The 25,587-nt window shown below is 29.4% G+C and carries 22 protein-coding genes and 1 pseudogene; 14 read left to right on the top strand and 9 right to left on the bottom strand.

What is annotated here, in order from left to right; all coding sequences use genetic code 11:
• Window position 1: 1 nt before the first annotated feature.
• The 3 genes from CHB63_RS02750 to ychF all read right to left on the bottom strand — a co-directional run bounded on the left by CHB63_RS02750 (window position 2) and on the right by ychF (window position 3,326).
• Complete coding sequence (locus CHB63_RS02750) at window positions 2-1,858, bottom strand: DNA topoisomerase IV subunit B (RefSeq protein WP_089376890.1); 1,857 nt, start codon at window positions 1,856-1,858, stop codon at window positions 2-4.
• 100 nt (window positions 1,859-1,958) lie between these two features.
• A complete protein-coding gene (locus tag CHB63_RS17455) occupies window positions 1,959-2,180 on the bottom strand; it encodes an EamA family transporter (protein WP_089376889.1) in 222 nt (73 codons plus the stop codon).
• A gap of 51 nt (window positions 2,181-2,231) precedes the next feature.
• The gene (gene ychF / locus CHB63_RS02740) at window positions 2,232-3,326 is read right to left on the bottom strand and encodes a redox-regulated ATPase YchF (protein ID WP_089376888.1); all 1,095 of its coding nucleotides are present in this window, start codon (window positions 3,324-3,326) and stop codon (window positions 2,232-2,234) included.
• A gap of 120 nt (window positions 3,327-3,446) precedes the next feature.
• Between ychF and CHB63_RS02735 the strand changes: the two genes are divergently transcribed.
• Together CHB63_RS02735 and CHB63_RS02730 are read left to right on the top strand one after the other, a co-directional pair.
• Window positions 3,447-4,859 carry an MFS transporter gene (locus CHB63_RS02735; protein ID WP_089376887.1) on the top strand — a complete coding sequence of 471 codons (1,413 nt, stop codon included), beginning with the start codon at window positions 3,447-3,449 and terminating at the stop codon, window positions 4,857-4,859.
• A gap of 12 nt (window positions 4,860-4,871) precedes the next feature.
• Window positions 4,872-7,805: a GH92 family glycosyl hydrolase gene (locus CHB63_RS02730; RefSeq protein ID WP_089376886.1), complete on the top strand. Its 2,934-nt coding sequence runs from the start codon at window positions 4,872-4,874 to the stop codon at window positions 7,803-7,805.
• On the opposite strand, the gene CHB63_RS02725 is transcribed toward CHB63_RS02730, so the two are convergent.
• The 3 genes from CHB63_RS02725 to CHB63_RS02715 all read right to left on the bottom strand — a co-directional run bounded on the left by CHB63_RS02725 (window position 7,794) and on the right by CHB63_RS02715 (window position 10,071).
• Window positions 7,794-8,489, bottom strand: coding sequence for a copper homeostasis protein CutC (locus tag CHB63_RS02725; RefSeq protein ID WP_089376885.1), 696 nt, complete (start codon window positions 8,487-8,489; stop codon window positions 7,794-7,796). The genes CHB63_RS02730 and CHB63_RS02725 overlap by 12 nt on opposite strands.
• Complete coding sequence (locus CHB63_RS02720) at window positions 8,490-9,485, bottom strand: isoaspartyl peptidase/L-asparaginase family protein (protein ID WP_089376884.1); 996 nt, start codon at window positions 9,483-9,485, stop codon at window positions 8,490-8,492.
• A 235-nt stretch (window positions 9,486-9,720) separates the two neighbouring features.
• The gene (locus CHB63_RS02715; RefSeq protein WP_089376883.1) at window positions 9,721-10,071 is read right to left on the bottom strand and encodes a 4Fe-4S binding protein; all 351 of its coding nucleotides are present in this window, start codon (window positions 10,069-10,071) and stop codon (window positions 9,721-9,723) included.
• 40 nt (window positions 10,072-10,111) lie between these two features.
• Between CHB63_RS02715 and CHB63_RS02710 the strand changes: the two genes are divergently transcribed.
• The 11 genes and pseudogenes from CHB63_RS02710 to CHB63_RS02660 all read left to right on the top strand — a co-directional run.
• Window positions 10,112-11,173, top strand: coding sequence for an acyl-CoA reductase (locus CHB63_RS02710; RefSeq protein WP_089376882.1), 1,062 nt, complete (start codon window positions 10,112-10,114; stop codon window positions 11,171-11,173).
• Between the two features lie 82 nt (window positions 11,174-11,255).
• Window positions 11,256-12,323: a 3-phosphoserine/phosphohydroxythreonine transaminase gene (gene serC / locus CHB63_RS02705; RefSeq protein WP_089376881.1), complete on the top strand. Its 1,068-nt coding sequence runs from the start codon at window positions 11,256-11,258 to the stop codon at window positions 12,321-12,323.
• Between the two features lie 21 nt (window positions 12,324-12,344).
• Entirely contained in the window at window positions 12,345-13,295 is a 951-nt protein-coding gene (locus CHB63_RS02700) for a D-2-hydroxyacid dehydrogenase (RefSeq protein WP_089376880.1), read from the top strand.
• A 123-nt stretch (window positions 13,296-13,418) separates the two neighbouring features.
• Entirely contained in the window at window positions 13,419-14,660 is a 1,242-nt protein-coding gene (locus CHB63_RS02695) for a DUF1015 domain-containing protein (protein WP_089376879.1), read from the top strand.
• Between the two features lie 42 nt (window positions 14,661-14,702).
• Complete coding sequence (locus CHB63_RS02690) at window positions 14,703-15,371, top strand: YggS family pyridoxal phosphate-dependent enzyme (RefSeq protein WP_089376878.1); 669 nt, start codon at window positions 14,703-14,705, stop codon at window positions 15,369-15,371.
• A 1-nt stretch (window position 15,372) separates the two neighbouring features.
• The gene (locus CHB63_RS02685; RefSeq protein ID WP_089377563.1) at window positions 15,373-16,452 is read left to right on the top strand and encodes an exonuclease domain-containing protein; all 1,080 of its coding nucleotides are present in this window, start codon (window positions 15,373-15,375) and stop codon (window positions 16,450-16,452) included.
• Window positions 16,453-16,465: 13 nt separating this feature from the next.
• Entirely contained in the window at window positions 16,466-18,424 is a 1,959-nt protein-coding gene (locus tag CHB63_RS02680; RefSeq protein WP_089376877.1) for a transglutaminase domain-containing protein, read from the top strand.
• A gap of 81 nt (window positions 18,425-18,505) precedes the next feature.
• Window positions 18,506-19,327 (top strand): ion transporter, encoded by an 822-nt coding sequence (locus CHB63_RS02675; protein WP_089376876.1) that lies wholly within the window; start codon window positions 18,506-18,508, stop codon window positions 19,325-19,327.
• 1 nt (window position 19,328) lies between these two features.
• On the top strand, window positions 19,329-20,234 hold the full coding sequence (gene miaA / locus CHB63_RS02670) for a tRNA (adenosine(37)-N6)-dimethylallyltransferase MiaA (protein WP_089377562.1): 906 nt from the start codon (window positions 19,329-19,331) through the stop codon (window positions 20,232-20,234).
• Between the two features lie 121 nt (window positions 20,235-20,355).
• Window positions 20,356-20,883, top strand: coding sequence for an inosine/xanthosine triphosphatase (yjjX, locus tag CHB63_RS02665; protein WP_089376875.1), 528 nt, complete (start codon window positions 20,356-20,358; stop codon window positions 20,881-20,883).
• Between the two features lie 33 nt (window positions 20,884-20,916).
• Window positions 20,917-21,432: pseudogene (locus tag CHB63_RS02660) on the top strand (DUF2400 domain-containing protein); the annotation flags it as partial.
• Window positions 21,433-21,488: 56 nt separating this feature from the next.
• Here CHB63_RS02660 and CHB63_RS02655 read toward each other — a convergent pair.
• The gene (locus tag CHB63_RS02655; protein WP_089376873.1) at window positions 21,489-22,109 is read right to left on the bottom strand and encodes a hypothetical protein; all 621 of its coding nucleotides are present in this window, start codon (window positions 22,107-22,109) and stop codon (window positions 21,489-21,491) included.
• An 89-nt stretch (window positions 22,110-22,198) separates the two neighbouring features.
• On the opposite strand from CHB63_RS02655, the gene CHB63_RS02650 reads away from it, so the two are divergent.
• Window positions 22,199-22,963, top strand: coding sequence for a TIGR02757 family protein (locus tag CHB63_RS02650; RefSeq protein ID WP_089376872.1), 765 nt, complete (start codon window positions 22,199-22,201; stop codon window positions 22,961-22,963).
• Between the two features lie 7 nt (window positions 22,964-22,970).
• Here the strand turns inward: CHB63_RS02650 and CHB63_RS02645 are convergent, their stop codons facing one another.
• On the bottom strand, window positions 22,971-23,693 hold the full coding sequence (locus CHB63_RS02645) for a recombinase family protein (protein ID WP_089376871.1): 723 nt from the start codon (window positions 23,691-23,693) through the stop codon (window positions 22,971-22,973).
• Window positions 23,693-24,007 carry a hypothetical protein gene (locus CHB63_RS02640; RefSeq protein ID WP_089376870.1) on the bottom strand — a complete coding sequence of 105 codons (315 nt, stop codon included), beginning with the start codon at window positions 24,005-24,007 and terminating at the stop codon, window positions 23,693-23,695. Before CHB63_RS02640 ends, CHB63_RS02645 begins: the two co-directional genes overlap by 1 nt.
• Between the last annotated feature and the right edge of the window lie 1,580 nt (window positions 24,008-25,587).

Below are 25,587 nucleotides of genomic sequence, written 5' to 3'. Positions count from 1 at the left end.
ATTAGACTTCTTCTACTATATCTAATTCAACTTTTAAATTTTGTATGATAAATTTTTGTCGGTCTGGAGTATTTTTCCCCATATAAAATTCCAACATTTTATCAATAGACATTTCTTTATCTAGCATAACCGGATCTAATCGAATATCATCTCCAATAAAATGTACAAATTCATCCGGAGAAATTTCACCTAATCCTTTAAATCGAGTCATTTCAGGTTTCCCTTTCAATTTATTAATTGCATCTTGTTTTTCTTCAGGGGTATAACAATAAAAAGTTTGTTTTTTATCTCTAATTCTAAACAAAGGTGTGTCTAAAATATATAAATGCCCTTCTTTAATTAATTCAGGGAAAAATTGAAGAAAGAATGTAATCAATAATAATCTAATATGCATTCCATCTACATCGGCATCGGTTGCAATTACAATATTGTTATAACGTAAATTCTCTAAACCATCTTCAATATCTAATGCAGCCTGCAATAAATTAAATTCTTCATTTTCATACACTATTTTTTTACTCATATTGTATGAATTTAAAGGCTTTCCACGCAAACTAAAAACAGCTTGTGTATTTACATTTCTTGATTTAGTTATGGAACCACTTGCAGAATCTCCCTCAGTAATAAATAAGGTACTTTCTAATCTATTGTCCTTTTTTAAATCATTTAAATGAACCCTACAATCCCGTAATTTTTTATTATGCACACTAGCTTTTTTAGCTCGTTCACGGGCTAATTTACGAATACCTGATAAATCTTTACGTTCCTTTTCTGCTTGTAATATTTTCTTATGAATTTTTTCAGCAACATCAGGATTTTTATGTAAATAGTTATCTAATTTAGTTTTTACAAAGTCTGTAATAAATGTTCTAACAGTTGGTAAATCCCCACCCATTTCAGTTGAACCTAATTTTGTTTTTGTCTGACTTTCGAAAACAGGTTCCATAACTTTAACACTCACAGCTGAAACTATCGATTTTCTAATATCTGAAGCTTCATAATTTTTTCCAAAATATTCTCTAACTGTCTTAACAATTGCCTCTCTAAACGCATTTTGATGCGTACCACCTTGTGTTGTATGTTGCCCATTTACAAAAGAATGATATTCTTCACTATATTGAGCTTTGCTATACGTTAATGCTACTTCAATGTCTTCACCTTTTAAGTGAATTATTGGAAATAACATAAACTCATCTGCAATATTTTCTTCTAATAAATCTTTCAATCCATTTTCAGAAAAGTACTTTTCTCCATTAAAAATTATGGTAAGTCCTGTATTCAGGTACACATAATTTTTAATCATTTTCACTATATATTCATTTCTATATTTGAATTTAGGAAAAATTGTATTATCCGGAATAAAAGTAACTTTGGTACCTTTTCTTTGCGAAGATTCCTGAGCTTTTTCTTCAAGAGTTATATTTCCAGCTGAAAATTCTGCAAAAGCAGTTTGCCCATCTCTTATAGATTGAACCTTAAAATAAGAGGATAATGCATTAACAGCTTTTGTACCCACTCCATTTAACCCAACTGATTTCTTAAATGCCCGAGAATCGTATTTTCCACCTGTATTCATTTTAGAAACAACATCAACAACTTTACCTAAAGGAATACCACGACCATAATCACGAACGGTAACTGTTTCGCCTTTTACAGCAACCTCAATGGTTTTTCCGGCACCCATTACATACTCATCAATAGAGTTATCTAAAACTTCTTTAATTAGAATGTAAATTCCATCATCGGGTGAAGAACCATCACCTAATTTACCTATATACATTCCAGGACGCATTCTAATATGCTCTTTCCAGTCTAATGAACGAATATTGTCCTCGGTATACTTAGTTTGTTCTGCCATCTATTATGTAAAATTCTTGAAGAAGTGCTAATGTACTATTTTGCTATAAAAAAGGCAAAAAACTCTGTTAAAATAGTTATTAACAGTAATTGAACAAACTTCAATCTAATTTAGGTCTTGTTTTTCTCTTTTTATAAGATATCACTCCTATTCCAAAAATCACAATAACAGTTCCTAAAACCTGTAAGAAAAAAAGTTTTTCATCTAAAATAAAATATGCCAATATTATTGTTGAAATCCGACCAATACTACCAATGATGGAAAAATTTGAAGCTCCCAACTTTTTGATTGTTAATGAAACTAAAAAAATATAATGACTCAAAAAAAAATCGCCTCAAATAAGGCGATTTTTTTTATATTTTAATATACAATGTTATACATTAAAACGGAAATGCATAACATCACCATCTTTTACAATGTATTCTTTCCCTTCAACACGCATTTTACCAGCTTCTTTTACTTTTGCTTCACTTCCGTATTTTACAAAATCATCATAAGCAATAACTTCCGCTCTAATAAATCCTTTTTCAAAATCGGTATGAATTACTCCAGCCGCCTGAGGTGCAGTATCACCTATATTAATTGTCCAAGCTCTAACTTCCTTAACCCCAGCAGTAAAATAAGTTTGCTGATTTAATAGTTTGTAAGCTGTTCTAATTAAAACGGAAGCTCCTGGTTCATTTAACCCTAAATCTTCTAGAAATAATTGACGCTCTTCAAAAGTTTCTAACTCTGTAATATCTGCTTCCATTCCAACTGCCAATACAATTACTTCTGCATTTTCATCTTTTACAGCTTCATTTAAAGCGTCAACATAACTATTACCATCAACTGCCGAATTTTCGTCTACGTTACAAACATATAATACAGGCTTATCAGTAATAAATTGCATCGGTTTAATGTACTCTTCACGTTCTTTTTCAGTGAATTCAATTGCTCTAACAGAAATTGCACTTTCTAATCCTGCTTTAACCCTTTCTAACACATCTTGCTCTTTTTGTGCATCTTTATTACCTGTACGAGCCGTTTTTTTAACACGCTCCAGTTTTTTTTCTACTGTTTCCAGATCCTTTAACTGCAATTCAATATCAATTGTTTCCTTATCTCTAACAGGATCAACTGTTGTGTCAACATGTACAATATTATCATTATCAAAACAACGTACAACGTGAATAATTGCATCTGTTTCTCTAATATTAGCTAAAAATTGATTCCCTAAACCTTCCCCCTTGCTTGCTCCTCTAACCAAACCTGCAATATCAACAATATCAACAGTTGCCATTTGAACTCGTTCTGGCTTTACCAATTCTTCTAATTTTGCTACTCTACTATCTGGAACATTTACAACACCTACATTTGGTTCAATCGTACAAAATGGAAAATTCGCACTTTGTGCTTTTGCATTTGATAAACAATTGAATAATGTTGATTTTCCAACATTTGGTAATCCTACAATTCCTGCCTTCATAATTTAATTTTTTAGCGATGCAAATATAGTATTTAGTTTTGTTAATTCTAAACTTGATTTTAATCATATAAATGAAGTTTATTTTTTACCTTTCCATTTCAATTTTTCAAACTATACCCAATGAACTCAACCAAAAATTACTCCAAATCATTTTCTCTTTTAACTTCTCTATTTTTTATGTGGGGATTTATTACAGTAATGAATGATATTTTAATAAATACTTTTAAAGGCGTTTTTAATTTATCTCCTACTCAAAGGGCTTTAATTCAATTTTCTTTTTTTGGTGCCTTTTTCATTATTTCTTTAATTTACTATTTAATTTCTTCATCAAAAGGAAAAGATCCTATTAATAAAATTGGGTATAAAAGCGGAATGGCAATTAGTCTGTTAATTTGCGGTATTGGCTGTGTTAGCTTTTATGGAGCAGCGCATTTAAATTCTTACAATGCATTTTTATTTTCATTGTTTATTTTAGCTTCCGGAGTAACTTTATTACAAATATGCGCAAATCCTTACGCAACAATATTAGGTAAAAAAGGATCAGAAAGTAGTCGTTTAAATTTAGCTCAAGGATTTAATTCATTAGGAACTACTTTGGGTCCTATTGTTGGAACAATTTTAATTTACAAAGTATTTTCAACAGGTGAATTAACTGCTTTTTCAATTAGTAAAACTTATTTAGCCTATGGAATCATATTTATAATTTTAGCTATTATTGTTAAATTTAGTAATATGCCCTCGTTTCAAAACAATGAAAAAATCGGATCAGGTGCTGGAGTTTTTAAGCATAGACAATTAACTTTAGGTGTATTAGCTATTTTCTTTTATGTTGGTTCTGAAGTAGCAATTGGAAGCTGGATTGTTGAATATTTAAAAGACGAAAATATTGTTGGAATGAGTGAAGAAAATGCCAGTTACTTTCTCTCATTTTTTTGGGGTGGGCTTATGATTGGTAGATTGATGGCCAGTTATGCTTTAAATTCTGAATTAAGTAAGCAGCGAAAATATCTTTCTATGGCAATTATTGGTTTGGTTGTATTTATGGGCATTTACTTAGTTACCGGAATTAAAATGGATGCAGGGTCTTTTGCCTTTTCCCCTATAGAATTTAGTAAAATAGCAATGTATATAGCGTTTATTGCGCTTTGCTTTGTTGCATTTATTATTGGAGATGGAAAACCTTCAAAATCTTTAGTGGTTTTTTCTTGTATCAATTTTGTGCTGTTAACTATTGCAGTTTTAGCAAAAGGTCAATTAGCTTTTATTGTAATTATTAGTACAGGGTTATTCTTTTCAATTGGTTGGACAAATATTTTTTCACTTGCAATAAGCAACTTAGGGAAATATACTTCTCAAGGTTCTTCCTTATTAGTAATGGCAGTTGTTGGTGGTGCTATTTTACCTTTGATTCAGAGTGTAATTATTGAAAAAGTGAATGTTCAAACATCATTTATTATTCCAATTTTTGGAATGCTTTATTTAATTTATTATGGATTATCTGGTTATAAACCAGCAAAAATAATTGAAGAATAATAGTGTTAACTTATGAAACTAAAAGGAATTTATTTTATTTGCAGTTTTGTCATATTTACTTTTTGTACACAAAAACAAACTATTTCATTTAGCTCTAAACAAGCTTATGAATTAGTAAACCCATTTATTGGAACTGGTGGTCACGGACATACATTTCCTGGGGCAACAATGCCATTTGGAATGGTACAATTAAGTCCAGACACTCGATTAGATGGCTGGGATGGCTGTTCTGGATATCATAATACAGATTCTATAATCTTTGGTTTTTCACATACACATTTAAGCGGTACAGGAATTTCAGATTACGGCGATATTTTATTAATGCCTTTTAATTATGATAAAAATATTACTCTTTCTAAAGTAGAAGAACAAAAAATTATTCCTTCTAAATTTAAAAAAGAAACTGAAACTGCACATCCTGGTTATTACAAAGTGCATTTAGAAAAACCAAATGTTGATGTTGAATTGACTGCAACTACAAGAGTTGGAATTCATAATTATACTTTTAACAAGAAAGAAAACAACAAAATTCTACTAGATTTAAATCATAGAGATAGGGTTTTAAACTTTGAAATAAATATAGAAAACAACAAAACAATTTCAGGGTTTAGACAATCAAAAGCTTGGGCTGATAATCAGCATGTTTATTTTTATATGGAATTTTCTGAAGAGTTTTCAGCGTCAAACCCTTTAGACAATAAAGCAAAAAAGGCAGCACTCTATAAAATATTATCCTTTAAAAATTCTGTTAAAAATCTGGTAGTAAAAGTTGGTATTTCGGCTGTGAGCATTGAAGGAGCTCAAGCAAATTTAAAAGCAGAAGCAACCAATTGGGATTTTAATTCTTATAAAACAAATGCAAAAGAAGTTTGGACAAAAGCTTTGAATAAAATTGAAGTAAAAAGTGCTGATGAAGAAAAACTGAGCGTTTTTTATTCTGCATTGTACCATACAATGATTGCTCCAAATACTTTTTCAGATGAAGATGGAAATTATATAGGAATGGATCAAAAAATTCATAGAGACACTTTAAATACTACGTATACTGTTTTTTCACTTTGGGATACTTTTAGAGCTGCACATCCTTTATACACCATAATTGAGCAACAAAAAACAAATGATTTTATCAATACTTTTTTAAAACAGTATGATCAAGGTGGACGGTTACCCGTTTGGGAATTATCAAGTAATGAAACAGAGTGTATGATTGGGTATCATTCGGTTTCTGTAATAACTGACGCTTTTAATAAAGGAATTACCAATTTTGATACTAAAAAAGCATTAGAAGCTATGATTTATGGTGCAAACTTGAATCATTTTGGGTTAGAATCGTATAAAAAACATGGATATATTAGAGCCGGTGATGAGCCTGAATCAGTTTCAAAAACATTAGAGTATGCATATGATGATTGGTGTATTGCTCAATTTGCAAAAGCAAACGGAAATGCTAAAATTTATAATGAATTTATTCAACGAGCTCAATTCTATAAAAATAGTTTCGATCCAACTTCAAAATTTATGCGAGCCCGATTAAATGGTGGTTGGTTTAAACCTTTTGACCCATCAGAAGTAAATTTTAATTATACCGAAGCTAATTCTTGGCAATATTCATTATTTGCTCCTCAAGATATTTCGGGGTTGATTAATTTATTTGGTGGAAAAGAAAATTTTGAAAAACGTTTAGATGATTTGTTCACTGTAAGTTCTGAAACTTCAGGTCGACATCAAGCAGATATCACAGGTTTAATTGGGCAATATGCACATGGAAATGAGCCAAGTCATCATATGGCTTATTTATACAACTTTATTGGCAAACCTTGGAAAACACAAGAACGCGTAAAACAAATTATTGACGAACAATATTGGAATGCTCCAGATGGACTTTCAGGTAATGAAGATTGTGGGCAAATGAGTGCTTGGTTTGTTTTGAGTGCTTCAGGTTTTTATGCTGTTACGCCTGGTTTAAATTATTATGTAATTGGCGCTCCAACTTTTAATGAAGTTATTTACAATTTAGAAAATGGAAATTCTTTTAAAATTTTAGCTGAAAATTTATCCAATGAAAATAAATACATTCAATCTGCTACTTTAAATAGTGAGAATTATACAAAATCGTACTTATTACATAATGATTTAATGAATGGGGGAGAATTAATTTTTAAAATGGGTAATAAACCTTCAAAAGATTTTGGAGTAGGACCTGAAAATATTCCTGTTTCAGAAATAGCAGAAAATTTAATAATTCCCGTTCCTTTTATTGATTCGGAAAAGAAAACATTTACAAAACAATTGGAAGTTTCTATTAGTAGTAACTGTAAGGATTGTGAATTAAAATATTTTATCGGAAAATCAGAAAATCCAACTTGGTTAAATTATTCTAAACCATTATTATTAACAGAAACATCAACTATTACGGCAATTGCAATTGATAACAGTGGTAACCAAAGTGTGCCTGTTTTTAGTGAGTTTTTAAAAATAAAACCTGGTAGAAGTTTAAAGTTAAATTCAACATATGCCAATCAATACTCAGCTGAAGGTGATGGCGCTTTAATTGATATGCTAAAAGGAAGTAATAATTTTAGAACTGGATTTTGGCAAGGTTTTCAAGGTCAAAATGTAGAAGCTATTGTAGATTTAGGGAAAATTGAACCGGTTTCAACTATTTCAACAGGTTTTTTACAAGACAATCGTTCTTGGGTTTGGTTTCCTAAAGAAGTTGACTATTATTCTTCAATAGACGGAGTAAATTTCACCAAAATTAAAAATCTTAAAAACGATTTTAGCATAAAACAAGAAGGTTCCTTTATTAAAGAATTTGGGTTTAAAACATCAATTAAAGCACGTTATATAAAAATGATTGCTAAAAACTTTGGAGTTTGTCCAGAATGGCATTTGGGTGCTGGTGGCAATTCTTGGATTTTTATTGATGAAATTTCAATTGATTAAATTTGTAATCTCTTTTATTTTTTCTTCATCAATTTCTGTTTGAATCCCCATTCCAAATTCTAAATATTCTTGAATTGTTTTTCTAGCAGTAAAATGAATGTTTTTAATTCCTGTATCAGCAATTTTTAAAGCATTGGAAACGTTTATGCCGCTTCCAGCCATTATTTGTATTTTAGAGCCATAATTTGCTTGTAAATAAGAAATAACATCTAAACCTTCATCTACCGTTGGCTGCAATCCAGAAGTTAATAATCTATCAAAACCGAACTCAATTATTTTTTCAATGGCAATTTTAAAGTCATTTACAAAATCAAAAGCTCTATGAAAAGTAACTTCCAAACCTAAGGATTTTGAGAGGGTAACTAATTCTTGATTTATATTTGAAACTTCATTATTCTCTGTTAAAACACCAAAAACGACACCTTTTGCTCCAGCTTTTTTTGCCATTTTAATATCTGATTTCAGGACTTCAATATCATTTTTTGAATACTTAAAATCACCTTCTCTTGGTCTAATTAACACATGAACTTCTACAGATGAATTTAATACACTTTGTTGAATTAAACCAATACTTGGAGTTAATCCACCAACTGACAACGCAGAACATAATTCAATACGTTTTGCTCCATATTTTTGAGCAATAATTACTCCTTCAACACTATCTGTACAAATCTCTATATTCATTTAACCCCAATTTCTATCAAATTCGGCATCAATCATTTGGTTGGAATTTTTATCATATTGGGCATAATTAAAGCCTTCATAAACACTATATCCTCCCGTTTCTCCAAATTTATTTAATGCAATAAACCCAACTTGCATATTTGTTAAATCTTTGTGCTTATTAATAATTCTATTTACAGCTTCTTTACAAGCATCATTTGGCGACATTCCATTTCTCATTAATTCAACAACAATTGCACTCCCTGCAATTCTAATAACTGCTTCCCCAACACCAGTAGCACAGGCTGCACCAACTTCATTATCTACAAATAATCCTGCCCCAATTATTGGTGAATCTCCTACTCTACCATGTAATTTATATGCCATTCCACTTGTTGTACAAGCACCAGCCAAATTTCCTGATTCATCTAAAGCTAATAAACCAATTGTATCATGATTTTCACTATTTATAATTGGCTGATATTTTGATTCTTCTTTCCATTTTTCCCAAGCTTTTTTAGAATTTTCTGTTAATAAATTGGTTTCTTCAAATCCTTTTTCAATAGCAAATTGTTTAGCTCCATCGCCAACTAGCATCACATGGGGAGTATCTTCCATCACTTTTCTGGCAACAGAAATCGGATTTTCAATATCTTGTATACAACCAATTGCTCCGCAATTATTTTCGTGATCCATAATACAAGCATCCAGAGTTACAAAACCATCTCTATCTGGCAATCCTCCTAATCCAACACTTGAGTTTTCAGGATCCGATTCTGTAACTCTTACTCCAGCTTCAACAGCATCTAAAGAATTACCTCCATTTTTTAAAATTTCCCAAGCTGATGCATTTGCTTCCATACCATGAATCCAGGTAGAGATTACAATTGGTTTTGCTACAATCTTTGGAATTTTTGTTTCTTCCTTAGAATCTTTTTCTGAAGATATACAAGAACTTGTTAAAACTGCTGCACTTCCCAATGCTGAAAGTTTAATAAAATTTCTACGTGATTTCATAAAATTTGGAGGTCTTAATTTTATGTTGAAGTACGTGCTTTTTTTATAATTACACAAATTGTAAAACAAAAAAATAAGGCTTTTTAAAAGTAAAACCCTATGTCATTTTGAGCTTGTCGAAATATGTTAACTTGATTAAAATCAGAATCAATTTCGACAGACTCAGTTAGGTAAATTATATTTTATTTGCTTTTTATAAAGCCTTATTTAAAACTTTTATTGCATCAAAAACTAACTATTCTTTATGTAAAAAACCTTTTTTAGCTAACAATTCATCCTCGCTTTCCTCATTTTCTTCATCAGGAACACAACAGTCTACCGGGCATACAGCTGCACATTGTGGCTCATCATGAAAACCTTTACATTCTGTACATTTATCCGTAACAATAAAATATACTTCATCATCAATAGGTTCATTTAACGCGTCTGCATCTACTTTTTTTCCATTTGGTAAAACAACACTTCCACTTATTTCAGTTCCATCAGAATATTTCCATTCTTCTGATGCCTCATAAATTGCATTGTTAGGACATTCTGGTTCACACGCTCCACAATTTATACATTCATCGGTTATTTTTATTGCCATACTATTATTTAGATTATTTTTGCAAATATAAAATTTGAAAATGAATTTAGAACAACGTATTGAGGCTTTTACCAAACTTGGAGATTTTTTTAGTCAGTTTACAACCGATGGTTTCTTAAAAAAAGATGATTCAGAATTCAATACACTATTTTTTGATGCTTTTAAAATGCAAATAAATAGAGCTCAGGAATTTAACGGCTGGTTTACAAAAGAGAATGTATTAAAAGCCTTTGAAAGCTGGAACAAAGCACTTACAAAAGAAAATTTAACATTTTGGACTTCTAAATATAACTTTCAAGAAAATAATGACCCTAAAAATGTTGCCATTATTATGGCTGGTAATATTCCTTTGGTTGGTTTTCACGACTTTTTATCTGTGCTAATTAGTGGAAATAATGCAGTTGTAAAACAATCTTCAAACGATAAACACTTTTTACCATTAGTATCAAAATTTTTAGAACATTTAAATCCTTACTTTAAAAACAAAATAACTTTTACAGAAGACAAGCTACCTGATTTTGATGCTGTTATTGCAACAGGTAGCAATAATACAGCGCGTTATTTTGAGCATTATTTTGGGAAATATCCTAATATTATTCGTAAAAACAGAAACTCTGTAGCAATATTAACAGGAAATGAAAGTAAAGAAGAATTAGAAGCTTTGGGAGAGGATATTTTTCAATATTTTGGGCTTGGTTGCCGGAGTGTTTCTAAAATTTTTATACCAAAAGATTATAATTTCGACCTTCTTTTTAATGCCTTGTATAAATACAATGATATTATAAATTATAAAAAATACGAAAACAATTACGACTACAATAAAGCAGTATATATAATGAGTTTATTTAATGTGCTCGAAAACAGTTTTGTAATGTTAAAAGAAGATGAAAATTATGCTTCACCAATCGCCACAGTATTTTATGAATATTATGAGTCTTTTGAAAATCTATTATCTAGACTAAAAGAAGAAAGTGAACAAATACAATGCATTGCGTGTAACGAAAACGTTGTAGATTTCGTAAAATTGGGCAAAACTCAGCATCCAAAATTATGGGATTATGCAGATAATATAGATACTATTGAATTTTTATTAAAATTATAATCTTTTTTTTATAATATTAATTACAAGTATTCTTCTTTTTTTTACGAAATTTGTTTAACTAAACTCATATTTATAATATAAGATGAAAAAACATAATTTTAGTGCAGGACCGTGTATTTTACCGCAAGAAGTTTTAAAAAAAGCAGCTGATGCTGTTATCAATTTTAATGGTTTAAATTTATCGTTAATTGAAATTTCTCACAGAAGCAAAGAATTTGTTGAAGTGATGGAAAATGCTCGAAGTTTAGTAAAAGAATTATTAAACTTACCTGAAGGATATTCAGTATTATTTTTACAAGGAGGTGCTAGTTTAGAATTTTTAATGACTGCTTACAACTTAATGAAAGTTGATGGAAAAGCTGGTTATATAGATACAGGAGCTTGGAGTTCTAAAGCTATTAAAGAAGCAAAACTATTTGGTGATGTTGAAGTATTTGCATCTTCAAAAGACAAAACTTTTAATTATATACCAAAAAATTATTCAGTTCCAAGTGGTTTAGATTATGTTCACGTTACATCTAACAATACTATTTATGGGACCCAATTTAAGGAGTTTCCTAAAACTGATAGTTTGTTAGTTTGTGATATGAGTTCAGATATATTTTCGCGTCAATTAGATTTTACTCAATTCGATTTAATATATGCAGGTGCTCAAAAAAATATGGGTCCGGCTGGTACAACTTTAGTTATTGTAAAAGATGAAATTTTAGGTAAAACTGGCCGTACAATTCCAGCAATGTTAGATTATCAAAGTCACATTAAGAGTGACAGCATGTTTAATACACCAGCTGTATTTCCTGTTTACGTTTCTATGCTAACCTTGCAGTGGTTAAAAGATTTAGGAGGTATTCCAGCAATTGAAAAATTAAATGAAGCTAAAGCAGCAATATTATATGCTGAAATAGATAGAAATCCACTATTTAATGGATTTGCAGAAAAAGAAGATCGTTCATTAATGAATGTAACTTTTACTTTGGCGAATGAAGATCACAAAGAGGCATTTGATAAACTATGGAATGCTGTAGGAATTAGTGGTATTAAAGGGCATAGATCAGTTGGGGGTTATAGAGCAAGTATATACAATGCAATGCCAATAGAAAGTGTACAGGTTTTAGTTGATGTAATGCAACAACTTGAAAAAGAAATTTAAACTAAAAAAATCAAAAATAAAATGAAAGTATTAGCTAATGACGGTATTGCCGCAAGTGGTGTAAAAGCACTTGAAGAAGCTGGTTTTGAAGTAGATTTAACAACTGTAGCCCAAGGGCAACTTGTTGATTATATAAACACCAATAATGTTACTGTTTTGCTTGTTAGAAGTGCAACACAAGTCAGAACAGACATTATCGATAATTGCCCTTCAATTAAAATTATTGGACGTGGTGGTGTTGGTATGGATAATATTGATGTTGATTATGCCCGTGAAAAAGGAATTAATGTAATTAATACACCTGCAGCATCATCTCATTCTGTCGCAGAACTAGTATTTGCACATTTATTTAGCCTAGTTCGTTTTTTACATGATTCTAACAGAAATATGCCGTTAGAAGGTGACTCAAAATTTAAAGTGTTTAAAAAAGCATATGCAAAAGGTGTTGAATTAAAAGGTAAAACACTAGGTGTTATTGGCTTTGGTAGAATTGGTCAGGCAACTGCAAAAGTTGGTTTAGGTCTAGGTATGAAAGTTATTGCATTTGACCCTTTTATAGACAGCGTAAATTTAGAATTAGAATTTTTCGACCATCAATCTTTATTCTTTAATATTAATACTATTTCAAAAGAAGAAGTTTTAAAACAAGCTGATTTTGTTACTCTTCATGTACCCGCACAAAAAGAGTATGTTATTTCAACTAAAGAATTTGAAATGATGAAAAATACTGCTATTCTTATTAATGCAGCTCGTGGTGGTGTGGTTGATGAAGTTGCTTTGGTTAAAGCAATAGAAGAAGGTCAAATTTCATCAGCAGCATTAGATGTATTTGAAAATGAACCAACTCCTGAAATTCAACTTTTAATGAATCCTAATTTATCACTTACACCTCATATTGGAGCTGCAACTGGTGAAGCACAAGATAGAATTGGAACTGAATTAGCTTCTCAAATTATTGAGATTTTAAAATAACCTATTTCACATAAAAATTAAAAGGATGCTAAAATAGCATCCTTTTTTTTTAATAAAATTTAATATAGTTGTATCTTTGAGTATCTATTTTAGCAATAATACAAAATATCTGAAAGAATTGATATGGCAACTATAAAACCCTTTAAAGCTACAAGACCAACACGGGATAAAGCTGCGTTGGCAACTTCAAGATCATATGATGAATATTCTAAATCTGAATTAAAAGCAAGTTTACGCTACAATCCTTTTTCCTTTTTACATATTATAAAACCAGGTTACGAAAATCAAGATGAATTAACTGGTGAAGAACGGTTTAAATTAGTATATAAAACATATCAGAAATTTAAAAATGAAAATATTTATCGCAAAGATGGTAGATCTCAATATTACCTACATGAAAAATCTTATGGAGGTGATACTTTTTGGGGAATTATTGCTGCTGCTCATGTAAAAGATTATCAAAATGGTATTATTAAAAAACACGAGGATACCTTAAAAGCTCGAGAAGAATTATTTGGGAATTATTTGGGAATCACTGGATTTAATGCTGAACCAGTGCTACTTACCTATCCTGAAAGCAATTATATAAATCGAATTTACAGAAAGTATAACCAAACGCGTTCTGAATTTGAGTTTATGACTCAGAACCGGCGATTGCATAAACTTTGGATAATTGATGATGATTTAGATATTGAAAATATAGCGAAAGAATTTGATAAAATGAAAGCCATTTATATAGCTGATGGCCACCATAGAACCGCATCTTCCAACTATTTGGCTAACAAAAACAAACAAGAAAATAAAAATCATACAGGTGAAGAAAATTATAATTACTTCATGAGTTATTTGATTTCTGATGCCAATTTAAAAATCTCATCATTCAACCGGTTTGTGAAAAATTTAAATGGTCTCACAAAAGAAGAATTTTTAAAGAAACTTGCTGTTTTATTTATTGTGGAGAATAAAGGTAAAAACGTATATGAACCAAGTAAAAAACATCATTTTAGTATGTATTTAAATGGTGAATACTATTCTTTATATCTCAGGAAAACTGAGGTTCCAATAAACAATGCACTATCAGATTTAGACACACATATTTTAAATAAAATAATTTTAAAGCCAATTTTGGGTATAAAAGATTTAAAAACCGATTCGCGTATTAAATGTTTACCTTCTGTTTACAATAAAAAACAATTAAAAAAAGAAGTAGATAAAGGAAATTACAAAGTTGGTTTTGGATTGTTTCCTGTTTCTGTTGATCAATTAAAAGCAGTTGTAAATGAAGGACTTAGAATGCCACCTAAAAGCACTTATATTGAACCCAAATTGCGAAGCGGATTAACAATCTTTGAAATTAATGATTAATATTATTTCAATTATCTTTGCAAATTATCTGTTACAAATTTTATGAGTATCGCTAAAAACCTTAATAAGATTAAAAATTCTATTCCTGAAAATGTTTGTTTGGTTGCTGTTTCTAAAACTAAACCAACTTCTGCCATAAAAGAAGCTTATGATGCTGGACAAAAAGTGTTTGGTGAAAATAAAATTCAGGAAATGGCAGCAAAATATGAAGAATTACCAAAGGACATTGAATGGCACATGATTGGGCATTTACAAAGCAACAAAGTAAAGTATATGGCTCATTTCGTACATTTAATTCATGGTGTAGATCGTTTTAAAACTTTAAATGAAATAAATAAACAAGCAATTAAAAATAATAGAATAATTAATTGTTTATTACAGGTAAAAATAGCACGTGAAGAAACAAAATTTGGCTTGTCATTTAATGAGGTTCAGGATTTATTAAGTTCCGAAGAAATAAAAAAATTGGAAAACATTAATATTGTTGGTTTAATGGGAATGGCTAGTTTTACTGAGGATGAATCCATTATAAGAACTGAATTTAAAATTTTAAAAAAATATTTTGACATTTTAAAAGAACACAATTCAATAAATATAAATCTATCTAAATTATCTATGGGAATGAGTGGTGACTATAAAATTGCAATTGAAGAAGGCAGCACCATGATTAGAGTTGGTAGTGCTATATTTGGAACAAGAAATTATAAATAATTTGTACGCAATACTTGACATAGAAACTACCGGTGGAAAATTTAATGAAGAAGGAATTACAGAAATTGCTATATATAAATTTGACGGCACACAAATAGTTGATCAATTTATTAGTTTAGTGAATCCTGAAAAAGCGATTCAACCTTTTGTTGTAAACTTAACTGGTATAAATAACGGAATGCTTAAAAATGCACCCAAATTTTTTGAGGTTGCTAAACGAATTGTAGAAATTACTACAGATTGCATTTTGGTCGCTCACAATGCTAACTTTGACAATCGAATTTTAACTACAGAATTTAGAAGATTAGGGTTTGATTTTGAACGAAATACGTTATGTACCGTTGAATTAAGTCAAAAATTAATGCCTGAGCAGTCTTCATACAAACTTGGAAAATTGTGTAGATCCCTCGGAATTCCGGTATCTAGCCGACACAGAGCTGATGGAGATGCTATTGCAACGGTTCAATTATTTAAATTATTATTAAACAAGGACACAAGTAAAGAAATAGTAAAACAAGCTATTAAAATTGAAAATTCAAAAAAATTAGCCCCAAAATTATTATCAATTTTAGATGAGTTACCTTCAACTGCTGGTTTATTTTATATTTATAATTCCGAAAAAACAATTATTTATATTGGTAAAGGAAAAAATATAAAGAAAACAGTAAACCAATTGTTTTTAAGAACTTCAAAAAAGGCTCAAATAATACAAAACACAGTTATAACAGTTTCATTTGAAGAGACTGGAAATGAGCTAATTGCCCAATTGAAATACCTTGAAGAAATTAAAATTAATAAACCTAAATTTAATTTTAAAGCAAAAAATAATTTTACAAAAATAGAATTTAGTAACGAAAATTTGCTGGTAATTGATAAAGGCAGATCAATTGGTGAAAAATCAGTTTTACTTATTGAAAATAGTGAATTAATTGGTTTTGGTTACACAGAATTAAGTCATCAAATTAACAATATTGAAATCTTAAGAAACCTTGTTTCACCTATGGAAAATTCCTTATCAAATAGAAATACAGTTAAAAATTACTTACAAAAAAATACAGTTGAAAAACTAATTCGATTTTGACAAAACCCAATCTATGAAAAAATTAATTATTGCTACAATTTTTCTATTCACTTTATTTTCAAACGCTCAAAACACTAATACTTCAGAAAAAAACAGAATTACACAAGAAGAAATCGATTTATTAGAATACAGTTTAGACACACTTGCAAATGCTGTTGTCTTATTTGAATCAGGGAATACAGTATTTAAAATTAAAAACGATAAAATAGTTATTGAAACTAAATATTTTTTTAAAATAAAAATATTTAAAAAAGAAGGTTACGATAATGCTACTTTTGAAATACCATTATATAATTCTAAAAATAATCGTGAAACAGTTTCAAATATAACAGGTTTTACATTAAATGGTTATGAAAAAACTTATCTTGAAAATTCACAAATTTTCAAGGAAAAGATAAATGAAAATTGGAAAAGCGTAAAATTTACAATGCCAAATTTAAAAGAGGGTTGTATTATTCAAGTTGAATATGTTTTAAATAGCCCATTTAAATTTAATTTAACTGGTTGGGAATTTCAATCTGATATACCTAAAAAATTCAGCCAATACATAGCATCTGTTCCAGGTAATTATGTTTATAACAGGCAACTAAAAGGGTACTTAAAATTAAAAACCAATTCTTCAACAGTAAAAAAGAATTGCTTCAGAGTTCCTGGTATAGCAGGTTCTGCTAATTGTGAAGAAATTAAATATGAAATGGAAAATATCCCAGCTTTTGAAGTTGAAGATTATATGACTGATAAAGATAATTTTGTTGCAAAAATTAAATTTGAGTTAGCAGAAACAATTTGGTTTGATGGCACAAACAAAAAATTCACTACTACTTGGGAAGCTGTTGATAAAGAATTTAAAACCGACAAAAACGTTGGTAAACAATTAAAAAAAACCAGCTATTTCGAAAAATTAATTCCTATTGAAATAAAATCACTTGAAGATGAATTAGAAAGAGCTAAAGCAATATATAGTTTTATACAAAATCATTTTACTTGGAATAAAAAGAATAGTATTTTTAAAAATGTAAATGTTAAAAATGCTTTTGAAAACAAAATAGGGAATGTTGGTGAAATAAATATTTCCTTAATTAACGCCTTAAAATCAGTAGGTTTAAATACTCAAATGGTTTTATTATCAACTAGAAATAATGGCAATGCAACTAAAGTTCACCCTATTATTTCAGATTTCAATTACATTATTGCAAAAATAGATATAGACAACAAAACGTATTTAATTGATGCTACTGAAAAATTGATACCATTTGGATTGTTACCTTATAGATGTCTTAATGGATATGGTAGAGTTATGGATTTTGAAAATGATAGTTATTGGATTGATATAATTCCAAATGAAAATTCAAAAACCTCTATTAACGTTTTTTTAGAATTAAAAGAGGATGGCTCAATTACAGGGAAATTACGAAAAAAATACTTCGGCTATGATTCATATTTTAAAAGAAAAAAAATAATTTCACTAATTGAAGATGATTCAATTTCGGAGTTCGAAAGTAGTTTTAACGATTTAGAAGTAATTAATTATGAGGTTGTTAATAAAAATAAAAAAGAAAAACCTCTTACTGAAATTTTTGAAATTCAAATTGAAAATTTTGAAAACCTAAATACTATTTTCTTGAATCCCTATTTTGATGAAAAATTAGATAAAAACCCTTTTAAACTCAATAACAGACTATACCCTGTTGATTTTGGATATCCAAGAAAATATTCTACAACTTTTTCATTAGAAGTTCCTGATAATTATAAGATTGAATCATTCCCTAAAAATATTTCTTTAGCTTTACCAGAAAATAGTGGAAGTTTTAAATTACTAGTTAGAAAAAATGAAGATTATAAAATAACTTTAAGTAGCAATTTAGAAATTAATAAATCTATCTACTATAATTTTGAATACAATTTATTGAAAGAACTTTTTAGTCAAACAATAAATTCTCAAAAAACTCCTATTGTTTTAAAAATTAGATAAAATTATTTAAATTAAATATTTAATGAATTTTAATTAAAATAAAAGAATTATTTTAGTATTTATTTTATTAAAAAATAACCTTTGGAAGATCTAAACATTAAAAAGAATTGGAAATCTAAACTTCATGAAGTAATTTATGAAGCAGATACACCAAACGGCAAGTTGTTTGATATCATTTTAATTCTTACAATTATTGCTAGTATAATTTTAGTGATGCTAGAAAGCGTTGAAAGTTTCGATAGTGAATATCATAACTTTTTAAATATTTCTGAATGGATTATTACCATCCTTTTCACCTTAGAATACATTGCCAGAATAGTATCTATTAAAAAACCAACCTCCTATATATTTAGCTTTTATGGAGTAATTGACTTTTTAGCAACAATTCCTAAATATTTATCATTAATTTTTGTTGGAACACATGCATTAGTTGCTTTAAGAGCCCTGCGTTTATTGCGAGTTTTTAGAATTTTAAAATTGACACGTTATTTAGGTGCTTCTATAACTTTAGCAGCTGCACTAAAAGCTAGCAGAATAAAAATTGCCGTATTTTTATTTGTAGTGCTATTATTAACCGTTATTTTAGGTACAGTAATGTATTTAATAGAAGGACCCGAAAATGGTTTTACAAGTATTCCTTACAGTATGTATTGGGCGATAGTAACCTTAACCACAGTGGGTTACGGAGATATTTCACCTCATACACCTTTAGGTCAATTTATTGCTAGTATTGTAATGATATTGGGTTATGGAATTATTGCTATTCCTACAGGTATTGTAACTTCAGAAATGGCTAAAACAAACACAAAAATACAAACAAATACTCAACATTGTAAATTTTGCGGAGCAGATACGCATTTAGACAATGCAGAATATTGTAATAAATGTGGTGAAAAATTGTAACATGTCTAACTATTTAATTACAGTTATTGGTGCTACAGCAATTGGTAAAACTGCCATAAGTATTAAACTTGCTCAACATTTTAATGCCGAAATAATTTCTTGTGATTCCCGTCAGTTTTATAAAGAAATGAAAATTGGAACTGCTGTTCCTTCTTGTGAAGAATTGACTGCAGCTAAACATCATTTTATCCAAAATAGATCCATCTTTGAAAATTATAGTGTCGGACAATTTGAAAATGATGCATTAAAAAAACTAGATGAACTTCTTTTAAAGAATAATCTTGCAATTATGGTTGGTGGCAGTGGCTTATATACCAATGCTGTTATTGATGGTTTAGATTATTTCCCTGAAGTTTCACCGGAAATAAGAGATCAGCTTAACATTCAACTTAAAGAAGATGGAATTGAATCTTTGCAAAAGAAATTAAAAGAGTTAGACCTGAATTCTTATAATACAATTGAAATTGAAAATCCACATCGCATAATTAGAGCTTTAGAAATTTGCATTGGCACGGGTAAAACGTATTCCGAATTTAAAAATAAACCAAAAGCAAAACGTAATTTCACCCCTATAAAAATTGGTTTAAGTGCTGATAGAGAAATTATGTACAATCGTATTAATAAGCGTGTTGATATAATGATTGACCAAGGTTTAATTGAAGAAGCTAAAAAATTATACCCAAATAAAAACTTAAATGCGCTTCAAACTGTTGGCTACAGAGAGCTTTTCAATTATTTTGATGGAAACTGTACTTTGGAGTTTGCAATTGAAGAAATTAAAAAAAATACAAGAAGATTTGCTAAACGTCAAGTAACTTGGAATAAAAAAGATGATGACATACATTGGTTTGATTTTGAAACTGATATTTCTGAAATAATTAATAATATAGAATCGTTAATTAGTTAACACAACTGTCTTTCCTAAGTAGACAGGAATCCATTTTCACAACCTAATTATTGAATTGTATTATTGTAAAATCGTTAATTTGTTGATTAAAAAAATACCTACAATAGCCAAAAACTAACTTATGAAAAAAGTAATTGTTGCCTCTAAAAACCCAGTCAAAATTAATGCTGTTAAAAAAGGTTTTGAAAAAATGTTTCCAAATGAAATATTTGAATTTATTGGTGTTTCAGTTTCATCTGATGTTGCAGACCAACCTTTTAGTAATATAGAAACTCTTGAAGGAGCAATAAATAGGGTCGAAAATGCCAAACAACAATATAGTGCAGCAATTTATTGGGTTGGAATAGAAGGTGGCATACAGCCAAACAATGAAGAAATGGAAGCATTTGCTTGGGTTGTTATTAAGTCTGCATTAAAAACAGGAAAATCCAAAACTGGAACATTTTTTCTTCCTCCTGAAATTGTAAAGCTGATAAATAAGGGTTTAGAACTTGGAGAAGCTGATGACATTGTTTTTAACAAAAGTAATTCTAAACAAGAAAATGGTGCTGTTGGGTTGCTCACCAACAATATTATTGATAGAACTTCTTATTATTTGGAAGCGGTTATTTTGGCATTGATTCCATTTAAAAACGAACAATTTTATTAATTTCATTTAATAAAACTATAATTCATTAAAATAATGACCCCAGCCGAGCTTAAAGAATTTTTAGATGAAAAAGTGATTGAATTCAATAATCCAAAGTTTATTGATAGTGATCCTATTCAAATTCCGCATCAATATTCCTTGAAAGAAGATATTGAAATTTCGGGGTTCTTAACAGCTACTATTTCTTGGGGAAATAGGAAAATGATTATAAAGAATGCACAAAGAATGACAGAATTGATGGGTAATTCACCTTTTGATTTTGTAATGAGCCATAACGAACAACATTTAAAAAATCTTGAAGGATTTGTTCATAGAACATTTAATAGCCTTGATTTTTCTTATTTTATTAAAGCGCTTCAACATATTTATAAAAATCAAGCTGGCTTGGAATCTATATTTGAAAAATATTCAACTTCCCATTCAACCCAAAACGGAATTCATGAATTAAAAAAAATATTTTTCGAAATTCCTCATTTAGACAGAACAAAAAAACACATCTCAGATCCGTTAAAGGGTTCAGCTGCAAAAAGAATTAACATATTAACTCGTTCAATTAAGGTAGCAAAAATATTTCATCAACCATAATAATTAAGCAAAGAGGTTATTTAAAATTCTGAAGTAGCTTTTTTTTGTTTATCCTTATTTTTTTTAAGGCTATTCTTTTTTGACCTCAAAACATATAACTCTTTTAGTTTAATATCGACATATCTGAGGTGATATACATCATTCGTATCACCTCCATTATATAAATTTCCATTAGATAAAGTGCAGTGAACGTTATCAATTTCCCACGTATATTTTTCATCTGGCGTTGTGCCATAATCAACTTCCGCATAATCCTGAACATAGGATTTATTTGGTTTACCAAAAGCTAACTTTAAATTATCCAATACATTGCTTGAATATTTAATATCAACAAAAATTTCAAATATTTTTCCATCAATAGTTGACAAAGTAATATTTCTTACTTCTGAACCAGCTATATTAATTTGTGTATTATATCTCGTTTTTAATTCATACTTATTTTTACTTAAGCCAACAATAAATGTGTTATCATCTAGAGTTATATATTCATCACTATTATGAGTCTCTGTAAAATCTTTGTAATTTTTAACCAGGCTGTTCAATTTGATATTTCTAAAACCATTTTTTTCTTTTAAAACAGATAAATCTTGACTAAAACTAAAGTTTGATGCTAGTAAAAAAAGGATAAGTAATTTTTTCATAATATATTATATATTGTTATAAACTTTCTATTAACGATAAGTAAAGTTAATATTAATTCTATTAATTTTAGAACCAAATTGTAAAAGTTATGGATTCTATTGAACTCAAAGAATTTCTAGATGAAAAAGTATTAGAATACAACCAACCAAAATTTATTGAAAGTGACCCCATCCAAATACCTCATAGATATAATCTAAAAGAAGATATTGAAATTTCAGCATTTTTAACTTCAACTATTGCTTGGGGAAATAGAAAAATGATAATTAAGAATGCGAACAAGATGATGGAGTTTATGGGTAATTCCCCATATGATTTTGTGATGAATCACGATGAGCATCATTTAGATTCTTTAGATGGTTTTGTACATAGAACCTTTAATAGTATTGATTTAAAATATTTCATCAAGGCACTTAAGCATATTTACATTAATCATAATGGATTAGAAAGTTTAATTAACCATTATGCTTCTAATGATTCTCTTCAACCAGCTATACACGAACTAAAGAAGGTGTTTTTTGAATTACCACACCCATTAAGAACCACCAAACATATGTCTGACCCTATGAAAGGTTCATCTTCAAAAAGATTAAATATGTGGCTGAGATGGATGATTAGAAATGACACAGCTGGTGTTGATTTTGGGATTTGGAAAAACCTCTCACCTTCTCAATTATCTTGTCCATTAGATGTTCACTCAGGAAATGTAGCTCGTAAATTAGGTTTGTTAACCAGAAAACAAAACGATTCAAAAGCTTTAGCTGAATTGGATGCTTCTTTAAGAGCAATGGATAGAAACGCCCCAGTAAAATATGATTTTGCTTTATTTGGATTGGGTATTTTTGAAAATTTTTAAATAGGAATTAATCTTCTTCACATCTTTTATAAAGTCTTTGAACTTGAATAGGGTTAAATTGCTTTCCTCTTCTAGTTGTGTATTGTAGGTTATTCAACTTATCTGCAATTTGTTGGAAGGTCATTCCTTCTTTCCTTGCACTACATATAATATCCATTGCTTGAATATTGGCTTTGTTGGTTAAAGAATTTTCTTTAATCTTTTCAACACCCATCTTCTGATAATCACTAAATCCATTTGGATTGCCTAACCTTATTTTTCCATCAACTGGCTTCATTTGAGAACCATCCTTGTTGATGTAATTACCACTTTTGATTTTATCCTTCTTTACCCTTAGCGCATCCTTGATTCTTGTGGAAATTACCTCCGCCTCATGCTCAGCAATAACACTTAGGAGCTGGATGGTTAGCTTATTTGCATTTGGATTATCAACACAAATAAATTCAATATTGGCATTGTACAAAGCAGCTGTGAACTCTACATCACGAGCTAATCTGTCCAATTTTGCTACCAATAGAACAGCCTTCTCTTTTTTGGCTAGTTCAATGGCTTTATAAATTTCTACCCTCTTCTTTTTTCTGGTACCAGTTTCAACTTCAGTGAAAGCTTTAATCATTTCACCTTTGCCTTGAATATAATTATCAACTGAATTTCGTTGAGCCTGAAGGCCCAGACCAGATTCACCCTGTTTAGCAGTTGAAACCCTATAATATGTAACAAACCTCTTCATTATGCAACGTTTTTATTTTCAACCCAATCAATAATATTAACAAGCATATCGCAATACACACCATCATATTCTTTTACAACCTCTCTTTTTCTGTTGATGAATGAAACTTTATATTCATCTGACCATGTTAATTCCACCGTTACCCAATTCTTAAATTGAAGCCCATTAACTTTAAATCTAACTCCACCTTTAAAATCTTTTGATTTTGGAAGAGCCACAAAGTTTTTTGCTCCCCATGCCATAAGTGCACATCTATCAGAATATTTTATTTGGTTTAAAATCGTTTGAGCTATTTGAGTTGAATTGTTTTCCATGACCTATATTTTAAAGATATATCAAAGATACAACATTTTATAACATATCGCAAACAGTAGTTAGCGTTTTGTTATTTTGTAATTTCACCATTCAATTATTTTGCGAAATTGATAATTTGGTATGATATTTCTATAAAACCTATAAATTGAAATATTCAGTAGTAATCCCAAAACTGGATTGAAAAGTATTTATTCAAGAGTTCTATATCTGATAGCTTATTTTGCATTTCATAAGCTCTTCGCTTAAGGTTTTTCAATCTTATTCTAAACCTAAGATTGTCCAGCTGGCATTGAAGCCAATTTATATCCTCCGAGCATTCTGATTCCGTTAATCGAGTCTCGAAGTGTTTAATTCTTGTTTCAATTTCTATTAAATCCATATGTATATAAATATGTAATTACAATTGGATAGTTCATCTCTTTAGGACTAATTTGTAAAATTAAGCTTACAGAAAACTAATGATATCTGGGCTACGACCTATGAGATGGTTATTATATTATATACATCTAAGGTAGACACCCAATCAATCCTTGTAATCCTTTGCCATCATTGGGTTTTTACCAAATATTCATCAAATATAATGTCAAGAATGTTGACTTATCTTGACATTAATATTTGAAAATGATGACTGAAATTCACAACAACAAAAATTATAGATAATAATCTGAACTATACTAATAAAAAAAACCCACTTCTTTAGAGAGGTGGGTAAATTGCTATGAAAAAGTTGTAGGAAAAATAACCTACATCTCAAATGTAGAAAATCTATTTTATTTTCACAAACATAAATCACTCTAAAATAAAGCTCTTAAAATTTAGAAAAATAATTTTCTGTATATACACTTCCAAATATTACAATTTCAAAATTCCCAAAATATAAAAACCATACGGATGGGCGTATATACGTAACTACCTGATTATTAGCATATAAGACGGTATACGTAAGTGGTTGATTATTAGCGCTTTAGATTGAGGTTTCCTATGTAGGGAGGGTCTAGGGTATTGAGATATCCCAGATATATCACACGTACCTCGATATGCATATCCTTGGAGGACTCTTAATCGTGCTATTAAGTACTAATAACGCCACTTCAATGGATGTATTGACTGCGAATGAGTTGGCGTTGAAGTGCGCTATGAGATTATAAATATGGGTTTAGGTACATTTTATTCTATGAATAAAAATAATAATGCATTCAGGGAGGTGTTTCTGAAATGTTGGAGATATTTATTAGTATAAACACTTGATTATTATGAATAAGAGATTACCGAAAACTGATAACACATTGATTTTTACGATGCGCATAAGCCCCAAATTAAAGGAAAAATTGAACCAAATGGCCAAGAGAAATATTTATGGTGGCTCAGCGAGTTCTGTTATCAGATATTTGATTGAGTATCATTCCAAAAGATAGAATTTTCTGGGTATTATATCAAAAGGAAGAGTAAGTAACTAACATTAATAATAGTGAGCAATAAACTATTAAAATAAGTTTTTACTATTGCTAAATCGGGTTTGTATTATGAAGCAAAATTTGTATCGAAATTAAACTAAAATGACTTGTTTTTTAACTCCGTT

The sequence above is a fragment of the Lutibacter flavus genome (genome assembly GCF_900188355.1).
Classification (GTDB): domain Bacteria; phylum Bacteroidota; class Bacteroidia; order Flavobacteriales; family Flavobacteriaceae; genus Lutibacter; species Lutibacter flavus.
The sequence above is the reverse complement of the archived record's forward strand: the minus strand, read 5'-3'. Positions and strand labels throughout refer to the sequence as shown.